This window comes from uncultured Mailhella sp., from assembly GCF_947631555.1.
In the GTDB taxonomy this organism is placed as follows: Bacteria; Desulfobacterota; Desulfovibrionia; order Desulfovibrionales; family Desulfovibrionaceae; genus Mailhella.
Window position 1 is genome coordinate 1 of sequence record NZ_CANRLT010000078.1, and the last position, 11472, is coordinate 11472.

General features: G+C 49.6%; 11 protein-coding genes. 4 read left to right on the forward strand and 7 right to left on the reverse strand.

The features are described from left to right. Positions 1-872: 872 nt before the first annotated feature. A complete protein-coding gene (locus Q0Z94_RS09670) occupies positions 873-2219 on the reverse strand; it encodes an FkbM family methyltransferase (RefSeq protein WP_298069187.1) in 1347 nt (448 codons plus the stop codon). 574 nt (positions 2220-2793) lie between these two features. Here Q0Z94_RS09670 and Q0Z94_RS09675 point away from each other — a divergent pair. From Q0Z94_RS09675 to Q0Z94_RS09690, 4 genes are all read left to right on the forward strand, one after another. Then, a complete protein-coding gene (locus tag Q0Z94_RS09675; RefSeq protein WP_298069189.1) occupies positions 2794-3762 on the forward strand; it encodes an AEC family transporter in 969 nt (322 codons plus the stop codon). Between the two features lie 315 nt (positions 3763-4077). Then, entirely contained in the window at positions 4078-4971 is an 894-nt protein-coding gene (locus Q0Z94_RS09680) for a hypothetical protein (protein WP_298069191.1), read from the forward strand. A 333-nt stretch (positions 4972-5304) separates the two neighbouring features. Then, complete coding sequence (locus Q0Z94_RS09685; RefSeq protein WP_298069193.1) at positions 5305-5514, forward strand: serine acetyltransferase; 210 nt, start codon at positions 5305-5307, stop codon at positions 5512-5514. 57 nt (positions 5515-5571) lie between these two features. Further along, entirely contained in the window at positions 5572-6906 is a 1335-nt protein-coding gene (locus Q0Z94_RS09690) for a radical SAM protein (RefSeq protein ID WP_298069195.1), read from the forward strand. A gap of 326 nt (positions 6907-7232) precedes the next feature. Here the strand turns inward: Q0Z94_RS09690 and Q0Z94_RS09695 are convergent, their stop codons facing one another. From Q0Z94_RS09695 to Q0Z94_RS09720, 6 genes are all read right to left on the reverse strand, one after another. Beyond that, positions 7233-8027, reverse strand: a complete 795-nt coding sequence (locus Q0Z94_RS09695) for an MvaI/BcnI family restriction endonuclease (RefSeq protein ID WP_298069197.1) — start codon at positions 8025-8027, stop codon at positions 7233-7235. Continuing rightward, positions 7979-8749, reverse strand: a complete 771-nt coding sequence (locus Q0Z94_RS09700) for a site-specific DNA-methyltransferase (RefSeq protein ID WP_298069199.1) — start codon at positions 8747-8749, stop codon at positions 7979-7981. The genes Q0Z94_RS09695 and Q0Z94_RS09700 overlap by 49 nt, the downstream gene beginning before the upstream one ends. A gap of 165 nt (positions 8750-8914) precedes the next feature. After that, a complete protein-coding gene (locus Q0Z94_RS09705; RefSeq protein WP_298069201.1) occupies positions 8915-9772 on the reverse strand; it encodes a class I SAM-dependent methyltransferase in 858 nt (285 codons plus the stop codon). 21 nt (positions 9773-9793) lie between these two features. After that, positions 9794-10096 (reverse strand): hypothetical protein, encoded by a 303-nt coding sequence (locus tag Q0Z94_RS09710; RefSeq protein WP_298069202.1) that lies wholly within the window; start codon positions 10094-10096, stop codon positions 9794-9796. A 4-nt stretch (positions 10097-10100) separates the two neighbouring features. Further along, complete coding sequence (locus tag Q0Z94_RS09715) at positions 10101-10655, reverse strand: nucleoside deaminase (RefSeq protein ID WP_366517609.1); 555 nt, start codon at positions 10653-10655, stop codon at positions 10101-10103. Between the two features lie 4 nt (positions 10656-10659). Further along, positions 10660-11316, reverse strand: a complete 657-nt coding sequence (locus Q0Z94_RS09720; protein ID WP_298069204.1) for a TIGR00730 family Rossman fold protein — start codon at positions 11314-11316, stop codon at positions 10660-10662. Positions 11317-11472 lie beyond the last annotated feature (156 nt).

The window sequence follows — 11472 nt, forward strand, 5'->3', positions numbered from 1 at the left end:
AAAGGAGTTTTTATAACATACTTATAACTTTAAGTTTTTTTGAACCCCCAGCCTAGCTGGGGGTTTCGTTTAACCAACGAAGGGGAGTCTGCAGAACTCCCCTTTTTCATTCCGCCTGACACACCGGATGAGAATGGCCTCCCGCCCATGTTGTCCGTGTTTTGCCTGTACCGGCAGCCAGTACTTCAGACAGGGAGGCTTCATACTTTCACGTCTTGCACAAGAATATACAGGGAGCATCGAGCAGCATCGCAGCTTTTCCGTTGTGCAGTCGTATGCTGCAAGATACGCGCCGCCCACGGATTCAGAAGGTCCATCCAGGCAGCGCTCGCGGTGTGCGGCTTGCTTTCCACTGTGCATTTAGATTTACCATCGCATAACAATCCTGTTTCAATCCGCAGTCACTCTCGCTGGCGGCTGAATCCAGCGCCGGCAGACAGCGTGTGAATACCCGGCCCTCAACAAAGGAGTTACGGGAAAGGCGTTCATTGACCGTGCCGTTTTGTCCACCATTCTTTTTTCTATGATGGGTGACATGTCCATCAAAAAAACCTTTGATGAAGTTTTCAGATAACAGCTCTACTCAACTTCAGGACAAATTCCGCCTCTCCTGGCGTGCCAGAACTCTCATACGGTCGAGACAGACCTATCCTTTTTCTGAAAACACCAAGATTTAATAAACATATGCCTGCTGCTACAACCCCAGTTTCAAAACGTTTTCCTTTTTTGGCAATGGGCAAAATAGAAATACCATGCTTTTGTGATAAGAAAACTTCACCTGAAACAAAAAGCCCGACAGTCGATCCTTATCGATTGTCAGGCCTTTTGAATGTTTATAACTACAGTATTTAATTCACCTGCTTCGATCCACTCTATTCTTTCTTCTTTGCGAAAAGAACAGGTTCAGTTTCACACCTGAAATAAAAAACATAATCATCTCTAACAGACATAAGTAACTTTGGTATAGCTATGAAATCTTCAGGCTTATGATAAACCGTCAATCCGCATTTTGGAGCATCCCTGGCTATAGTTTTAAGCGCCCCCTTCACAAAATCTACATCTGCACCCTCTAAATCAGCCTTAAGAAAATCCACTTTCTGAATATTATTTTCCTGAACAAAACTATCAAGAGAAACAGCTTTGACTTCCATTAAATCAGATTTGTTTGTATAATTATCAAAATTAACACTACTACTATCAGAACCATTATCAATAAAGTAAAGTATTTTGTTTATATATGATAATGAATATGGAATTGCTTCAACAATAGAATCCATATTATTTTCTTTAATATTTTTATTCATAATTGAAATTATATTTTTTATTGGCTCAAATGCATAAACTTTTCCTGTCATGCCAACCTTTTGCGCAAAATACATTGCTGTATCTCCGACAAATGCTCCCGCATCTATAACAACATCTCCCCTTTCGGCTTCCACAACTCCAGATATAGCATATTGTTCTAATTTATACGTAGCATAATAAAACCATTGTTTAATTACTTCGCTTACACTGTTTATAATTGGCAAATTATATTGCATAGATAATCGTTCATCACGCCAATTTTGTGTTATTTTTGGAGGCTGTACGGGATAAACAATATCATAATTTCTATGTATTTTACCAATACATCTTTGATTCAAATATGTTTTTAATGATTCTCTTGAAACTTTATCTGGAAATTTTTCCATTAAATTTTTTATAAATATACCATTATCGACGAGAAAAAACTTTTCAACTTCTTCTAAACGATGCTTTATAGTATAATAAAAATCACCAATATCACAATGATACACTTTGAAATTGTTGTTAATGACAGGATAAAGAAGCTCATTAAATTTTAAAAAAAAAGATGGAATATCTTTATTATCAATAGAATTATATAAAATTATCTCTTTTTCTTCTGTAAAGAATAAAAGCGGAAAAGACATTGTTTTCTTAAGATACTCCAGACCTAAAAATTCATTTAATGATTTTAATATATTATACTCTTTATTATAGCCAATAATTATTTTCATTCTCCTTAAAAATTCAAAAAATGTATTAAATAATTCATTATGACTATCAAATTTATTTATAAATCCATCAATATTTAAAATTATTTTTTTTAATTTTTCTACATCAATTTCAAAATTAACTTTATAAATACACCCTTTTCCAGAATTTATACCATTTAAAAGTCCATCATAAAACGCCATAAGCCGATTTAAATTTCTCATTGCGCGCTCCACCAAAAGAATAAATTTTTTGCAAGCCCCATAAAAGGAACTTAAATCCGCTATCGGCAGATACGGATGTGCCGATAGGTCATGACCAGTCAGCTTTTTATCACATTGACAGATACACTGTTTGAGAATCGTTGAAACACAAGGGAAGACATATGCTGTGTGATATGCTGAATCTTGGAAGATGAATGCAGACAAAAAAATATATAACCAAATGAAATTATTTATTTTTTATATTTGCTAGGGGTCATTCGTATTTTTTCTTGCAGGCTCATTCACTATGGTTATTAAACGTTAGAATGCCTTATTCCTGAACAATTCATTGACAGTGTATCTGTCAACAAAAAGGTTAACCGTAGAAATCTCCCACTTGAGGTGCCCTCTCCCCCGTCCCCAGTTGACTTTTTCCTTCCTGGGAATCAAATATTTTCCCTTACCGCGGGCACAACAGCCTGGGCTTCAAAAACGTTTCTGCCCGCATTTCCGCATCTTCCGCACCACGGCAAAGGACGCGGGAACTGTACCGCCCCGTCTCTGCCGCACCGCCTCTTCACTTGCAGGAGTTCCCATGTCCGGCGTCTGTTCCGCACTCGTCATCCTCTTCGGCATCATGCTTCTGGGCTTTCTCGCCGAACGGAAACGCTTCTTCGCCTCCGATATGGCCCTCTGCCTGAATCAGTTCGTGTACTGGATCAGCCTGCCCGCTCTGCTGTTCTCCCAGATGTGTACCCTTTCCATCACCGGCGAGATCCGCGCCCTGCTCTGGGGGACGCTGGGATCCTCGTTTCTCTGCTACGCCCTGTTCTATACCCTGCTGTTCCGCGTCTTTCGCAACGATGCAGGAAAGTCCGCCCTCCGCACGCTGACCTGCGTCTTTCCCAACGCCGCCTTCATGGGGATTCCCTTTATCCTCACGATCTTCCCGGGGAACGACACGGCGCTGGCGGCGGCCATGCTGGGAGCCCTGCTGTACACCGGCGTTCTCGTGCTTACCGATGCGCTTCTGGATATGCGGCATTCCCCTCCGGGCCGGGGACTGATTCTCCGCCAGTTCCTCACCGTAGCACGCAACCCTGCGATCGGGGCAACGTTCCTCAGCATCGGACTCGCTGCCTTCAATCTGCCGGCACCGGAAACCCTGCTGACCATGACGCGAATGCTCGGCTCCACAGCAGCCCCCTGCGCTCTCTTCAGCATGGGCATGGTGCTGGCTGCGCAGATGTCCTCCCTGTCCGGCCTGCGCAATCTTCAGCTTCTGCCCCTCGTTGGCGTCTCGCTGTCCAAGCTCTTCCTTCACCCCCTCGTCACGTTTTGCGTCCTCTCGCTGGCAGGCTGTTCGGGCACCGTTCTCGCCGCGGGCACGCTCACCTCGGCCATGCCTGTCGGAACCATCTCCTATGTCATCAGTGAACGCCACGGCACTGACCAGGCTCAAACTTCCATGATTATCATTCTCTCCACGCTTCTTTCCCTGCTTTCCCTGCCCGCCGTCATGTTCCTGCTGGATGCGTGCCGGCTTCTTTCGGCCGGGGCATAAGCCGCACAAGTCCTGCCAAGACGCTGGACGCCCCCGCGTCTGCGGACTGCCTCCGGTCATCAGCGCGCATATCCTCAATAACCTGGGGCGTCCTTGCCTCTGACGGCCGGCTTCCTGAAAAGTCTTTATTTCCGCAGTGTTTCAGTATCAGTACAGCGCAAGCCACAAAAACAGCGCACAAAAATATGGCGTTTATGTTAAATGTACACAAAAGGCGCGAGACCCCATTGTCATTCACCAGCGTTTGGTTTACGGTATTCACAAAAGGGGAGCCTTCCATTTCGGAAATTCCCCGAATACCCCCAAGGAGGGTATATGAATAAACTCTTTGTTTCTGCTGCGGCTGCGTTCATGGTTCTCGGCATGGCCTATCAGGCCAACGCTCTGCCGGAACCGAACATGTCTCCCAAGTACACCTATGAACTGAAAGACGTGATGAAAGTCGACGGACGCCAGGGCGTCGCCTGTGACGGCAAGTATATCTACGTCAGCTGCAGCAAGGTTCTGTATAAGTACGATATGAGCGGCAAACTTGTCGCCAAGAACGACAAGCCCTTTGAAACCGGCTATACCAAGGCTGTGAACCACCTCGGCGACATCGACGTGTACAACGGCGAAATCTACTGCGGCGTGGAAAACTTCATGGACGGCGTGGGCAAGGATATCCAGGTCTCCGTGTATGACGCCAACACCCTGAAGTTCAAGCGCACCTTCCCCTTCAACGAGGAATCCGGCCAGCTTGAAACCTCCGGCATCACCGTTGATCCTGTGAAGGGTTCCGTGTGGATGTGCTCCTGGGTGGGCGAAGAATCCGGCCGCTATCTCTATGAATACGACCTCGACGGCAACTACCTGCGCAAGGTGCATCTGCAGCCCGTGCCGCAGTGGGTGCAGGGTATGTTCTATTATGACGGCGCCCTGTTCCTGACCGCCGACGACGGTACCGCCGACGACAACGAACCCGACCATCTGTACCGCGTGGACATCGCTTCCGGAAGCTGCGCCCCCGTCATTCTGGAAAAGACCTTCACCGAAACCATCAAGCAGGGTGAGATCGAAGGCCTCTGCGTCGATCCTTCCACCGGCGACCTCCTTGTGCACCAGAACCGCGGTGCCCGCATCGTTCTCGGCATGGGCAAGGGCATGTATCCCGGCTATAAGGAAGAAATCCACGAAATCTATCGCTTCAAGATGACCCCCACCAAGTAAAAACGCCGCAAGGCAGAACCGACCTCGCTGTTCCGGCAGCGGGGTCTTTTTTTTCGTTCCTCTGCCCCGCAAGAACCGGCTTTTCTCATCCACTCCCAATCTCAGCCACAGGTTACTTTTTAAGGAGCCGGATACGATGACGAAAAGGCTGCGGCTTCGTATGGGCGGCCACCGATTGACAATATGTGCCTGGTGAAAGGGAAGGAACGGCCTGAGCATGATTTCCACCGTGGCGCAAGTATTGAAAAAAAAAGAAGGCGGCGCTAATATGCCCCCTATCCCGTCAGGCTCTTTTCAACGCGAAACCTGACGGCGCAACGAGGAGCCTTGTCCATGCCGGATACCTACCTTCCCTCTATTCTCCCCTGCTCGTCCTGTCAGGGGCACGCTCAGAAGCTGGAATCCTGCCAGCCCGCTGGACGGTTGCATAAACTGTGGCGTGTGGTCTGCCCCTGCGGCTGTGCGCTCAACCAGTGGGCCGTATCAGAAGGTTCCGCCATCCGCCTGTGGAACCGCTTTCTCGGCGAAGAAGAAAAAAACTGAAGCGTTTTCCGGCCCTTCACTTTCCACAGCTCACCCCTTACCCGCAGGAACGGCGACATGGCTACCTCCCATCCCCGCCCGTGCATGGTTCTGGCCGATGCACAGGGACAGATCTACGATGACCCCGAACTGCTCATGCTCTGCCGCAAAGGGAACGAATGGACGCTTCCCCGCCCCGACGAAGTCATGCCTCTTCCCCCGGAAAGTGAACTCTTTCTCCTTCCCGGACGACATGCCGTGGGGCTGAACCCCGAAACCGGCGAAACCGTTGAAGTGGAAGAACTTGCCGTTGCCGCATTTATCGCGCCGGCTCACACCCTTACCGGGCATCCCGTCTATGTGACAGACGAAACTGCCCCCACACTGCCGCTGTTCGCCTACGCCGCCGTGGGCATGATCGGCGATCGCTTTTACGTCTGCGCCAAAAAGGTGGACGAAGATCCCCGGCAAATCTTTACCGGCATTCCGCAGAAAAAGATCAACCACGCGGCAAAAGCGCTCATGGCCAGATTCCCGAAGAACCGGCTCATCCAGCACCTCATGCAGAACTGTGTGCTGCGCTATGGCTGCCCGGCGGCAAAAAATCTTGCCCTCGGCCGCTATGAAGCGCCCATGCCCACGTCGCGGGTCTGCAACGCCCGCTGTGTGGGCTGCATTTCGCATAAAAACGAAGACTCCACCATCTGCGCCACGCCTCAGGACAGGCTGACCTTCACACCGACCTCCGACGAACTGGTGGAAATGATGCTCTACCACATGGGCAACGAACCGCACCCCATCTACTCGTTCGGGCAGGGCTGCGAAGGCGAACCTCTCACGGAAGCTCCCCTGCTCATCGAGACGGTGAGGAAATTCCGCGAACGCGGCGGAACAGGCACCATCAACCTCAATTCCAATGCCTCCATGCCCGATGCCGTGGCAGCACTCGCCGAGGCCGGACTCACCTCTCTGCGCGTAAGCATGAACAGCGCGCGGGACGAAGTCTACCTGCGCTATTACCGTCCGAAGGGCTTCTCCTTCACCGAGGTGCGGCGCTCCATCGCCGAGGCCCATGCCCGCGGCGTGTATGTGTCGCTCAATCTGCTGTATTTTCCGGGTATCACCGACTGTGAGGAGGAAATCGAAGCTCTGGTGGAACTCATCAATACCTGCGGTGTGCAGTTCATCCAGCTCCGCAACCTGAACATCGACCCGGAACTCTATCTGAAGCTCATGGAGGGCATCGACTTCGGGCCATCCGTGGGGCTTTCCAATTTCCGCAAGCGTCTCAAAAAATACTGCCCGGGCCTGCGCTTCGGCTACTTCAACCCCTTTGTCGATGAAGACAAGAAGGAAGAGACGAAGGACGAACTCGCTGAAACGCAACAGAAAACAGAAAAAGCGGAAGACTGAACTTCAAATGAGTTTTTCAAGAACAGCCTGTCCCTCTATATCTAGCCACTGTTTTCCTTTCTTAAAGTACTTCTTTTTTCTTAACAGAAAATAGATGCATTCTTCAAAAGAAGCAGTTTTTGTAAAAAATATTATAACCTTTTCAAAATTAAAAACAACTACGGAACTTTTTCAGTTTTTTTGGAAAAATGCCATTGTATCCACTTTTGTCTAAATGTTTTTATACTAACACTTAAACGCAGTTTCTCGACGAAAAGTCTAGTATTGTCTATATCGTTGCTCATGGAACTGTCCTGTTGGCCAAATGCTCTAACCTTAAAATTATATTAAAATTGGATTACCTTTTCATACAATTGTGGTATTGCCTTAGGTCTGATTCTGAACTTTGTTCCATGATTATGACCTGTACGAGCATCAAAATCGACAAGTATCTGTCCATCCTTTATCGCATTTATAAATTTTTCTAACGAGAATCCTGACAACATCATTATATCTAAATAGCGAAAATAAAGTTGGTTGTTTATAGTTTTCTCATCGGCAACGATATAAAAACAGTTTCTTAACTTTATTCCTGCTTTATGAAAAACATCATTAAAGCCCCAATAAGGAGTATAGGAAGCGTTCAACGTAATACCACCTCTACTAATAATAGAATTTTTCCATGCTGTTAAACTTTTATCAATATCATTAAAAGAAAAATTTACGACGACTCGTTTGTTTATATCGTCTATATCGACATAAAAACCTCTATTTGTCTTTTGACGATATACGAGGGGTTGACGAAAACTTCTTTCTGTTTCAGGATATTTATTTCCTGCTTGTTCATGTCGCCATCCATATATATTCAGAAGATACGGGACTATTTTTAATGCGCGTGGTGATGGCTCCATATGAAACAACGTGAGCAGAGCATCAGTATTCTTTCTCTGAGTCTTTAGTTCCCATTCTGCTGCATTCGGCAAAGGAAGATTATTTTCCTGTATGCCTAACAAATCTTCAAGCGTGTTTCCTAAAGCTCCGGCGTTTTTCTTATTTCTACTGCTTGGAATCCAACCACGGTTACGAATCGCTTTCAATTCATCAATAAGAGTTGATTTGGTGTATGTCTTAACTTTAAACATTCTGTCAGTCTCCTTTTTGCCAGTTTACAATATTCTTGTGAAATTTCTATTCCTATAAAATCTCTTTGAAGATTTCTTGCAGCTACAGCAGTTGTGCCACTTCCAATAAACGGATCAAGGACGATTTGTGCAGTAGTGCTCGATATGATGCGTTCAACCAGCGGTACAGGAAACGGAGCAGGATGCCCATTTTTTTGTTCCTGCATAAATTCCCATACATCACCATGTGCATTTGCATGCGGAGCAAGCTTAAATTTTGGTTTAGCTATCAAATAAATGACTTCATAAGTTGGCAAAAAATAGCCAGCATTGAAGTTAATACCGCCTTTCCGTCTCCAAATAATAATTTGTCTTACGGGGAAACCATCTATTATTTCTCGTCTATCTTGAATAAGACCATTTTGTACACGCCATTTATGATTATAAAATATAGCACCACTCTCTGGAATGAGGCGCATCATTTCTGAAAGACAATCTCTTTGCCACTTTATATATTTATCATATGGCATATTATCATCATAAGTAGCGTACCCATTGACAAGTGCGGCGTTTTGCCATTTTCCACCACGGCCGTCCTTCATTCCGTTACCAGTAGAATTCTTTAGGTTATAAGGAGGAGAAGTTACAATCAAATCAATGCTTTTATCGGGCAGTTTTTTCATCTCTGCTATGGCGTCGCCACAGATAATCTTATTCAAAACAAGTGTAAGCGATTGACACATAACTATTCCTTACAGGCAAAACAAAGAACACCTAAACTTCAGTCTACTCTATCACCGTTTCGTGTCAAACTTTTTTCACGGTAAACTAAATAATGGAACATAGATTTCAGAAAACGCCGCCCGCTCCCGTGTTCCTGCGGAAAGAGCGGCGTTTCAGGCTTCTTTTCAGGTGCGCGGCAGCCCCTGCCGGGCATCAACCACAGGGGCCGTCTTCTGATACAGGGAAGCCGCCGCCGAGCGGAGCATACCCACAGGCGTGAACGGCACAGAGATCCAGTCCACGCGCAGTCCCAGAAGTGCCCCCAGAGGAATAACAGAAGGGTGCAGGTTCGCGGAAAGCAGCAGACGGCGCACGCCTGCCCCCCATCCTAGTCCGATGCTTGGCCCTGCGCCAGGCCAGGTGCTTTCGCCCAGAAGCAGAGAAGAACGAACCGTTATGGCACATCCCTGAAAACGCCTGCGCACCAAGGTATAAAGTTCCCACGGAAGTACGCCTTCCTGCCGCCGCGGCAAGTTCGCTGGCCGGCCTGAAGCGTTTTCGGCGCCTGCGTCTTTCCCGCTTCCGCTTCGCTCTGACCGCCTCGCCATGCTTCCCCCGGACAGCGAACAGCGGTTCCAGTCCAGCAGAACAATGCCCCGGGAGGCCACGCGGCGGGCTTCGAGCAGGACGTCCTGGATAGTCTCCCCGGGACGGACAAAGCCCGGCTTCGCCCGATTTTCCGCCGGGCTGCAATGGATGAGCACGGCATAGTCAAATTCCCCGTCCTCAAAGGGAAGTCTGTCCACGGAACCAAGGCGGTACTCCACTCTAGGACCCGTCTGCGCGCGGGCCTGCTCAAGACATTCCCGCGAGGGATCGAGCGCTGTCACGTCAAAACCCGCATCCCAGAAAAATTCGGGAGAAAAGCCGGCGCTCAGGCCGATCTGGAGCAGGGCCGCACCGCGCCTGTGCCAGCCGGACATGAGCTGATGCAGAAGTTCCTGACGGGCTGCGGAAAGAAAGAGGCGGCGCTCTTCAGACATGGATGTTCTCCGGCTCCGGCGTCAGTCGCCTGTCTGTTCGCTATCTGCAATCCAGCGCCCAAGAGCATCGGCAATGCGCCGGGCCTGCTCATTGCTGGAAATGGTGAATTTTGACTGCTGGCGGTATTCTCCGCCTATTTTTTTATAACGGCGGATCGTGTAGCGGTCAGGCCCGTAGGTGTCGGTATCAGGCTGCCACTCCTGATAGCGGAACAGCACGGTAGCCCAGGCGCCTTTGGAGAGAACCTCCTTGTCCACCTCCTTGACCTTGAGTATGCCGTTCTCTTCGTAATCCACCGTCAGTTCATCAACACTGTTGTACATACGTTCATCCCCTGGCCTCTCCCGTTTCCGGAGGCCGCCGGCATTGAAAAAACGTTCTGAGCAGTCCGGCGCAGGCATCAGGCTCCACGCCTCCATAGCTCCAGGGCGGCTGGCCGGTCTGCGCGTAATCCAGCCCTTCCAGACAGGAACTGACCGCTCCGGCCCGGGCGTCGGACGCACCGTACACCACGCCGGAGACGCGGGCTTCCCGAATGGCTCCGGTACACATCAGGCAGGGTTCCAGCGTTACGACAAGGACACAGCCCTCCAGCCGGTGATTGCCCACACGGGCACAGGCGCGGCGCAGGGCCAGAATCTCGGCATGGGCCGTGGGGTCGTGCGTCGCTTCTGTCTCGTTATGCGCCAAGGCAAGTACGCTTCCTTCTCCATCGACCACCAGCGCTCCGACGGGAACTTCTCCGGCTTTCGCCCCCTGCCGGGCCATGCGCAAGGCCCGGCGCATGAGTCCCCGCCAGGTGCAGCCAGACGGCGGAGACGGTTCCGGGCCCCAGGCCGGCAATGCCCGCCAGCAGCCGGGGCAGGAAGCAACGTTGCGCACAGTTCTACACCACCACCCGGCTTCTGATCGTGGAGAGAACCTCTTCGGGAGAATCGCAGACGGTGCAGAGCTTCAGCTCCTCGTCCCTGATATAGCCATCCTTCACCATGCTCTCGTTCAGCCAGTTCAGGAATCCATCCCAGAAGCTGTGCTTGTAGAGTATGATGGGGAAGGGCTTGATGCGGCGGGTCTGCGCCAGAACGAAGGCTTCCGAAAGCTCGTCCACCGTGCCCATGCCGCCGGGCATAACCACATAGGCCACCGAATATTTCACGAACATCAGCTTACGGATGAAGAAATAGCGGTAATCGCTGCGCACGGTGAGGTAGCTGTTCGGCTCCTGTTCCATAGGCAGATGGATGTGCAGACCGACGGAAGGCACACCCGCCTTCTTTGCGCCCTTGTTGCCGGCTTCCATGAGCCCCGGCCCGCCGCCTGTAATGACGCCGAAACCGGCTTCACCAAGGAGGGTCGCCACCCGTTCCGTATCCTTGTAGATAGCGCTGTCGGGGGTGGCGCGTGCGGAACCGAAGATGGAAACGCAGGGAGGCAGATCGCTGAGGTCTTCAAAGCCGTCTGCGGTCTCGGCCATGATGCGGAACAAACGCCAGGATTCCTGCGCGGACAGAGAATCCAATACATACTGCTGATTCTTGCTCATCCTTAAAACCGACCTCCTTCTCAGATAGGGCTTTCAGTATAGACGCAGGGCCGCGGCTTCGCAAGTACCCGCTTTTTGAGAGAGTATCACCTTAATAATTGATAAAAGTTCTTCGAGCTTGCCGTTAACGCGAAATCGCTGAAACAACGCCAGAGA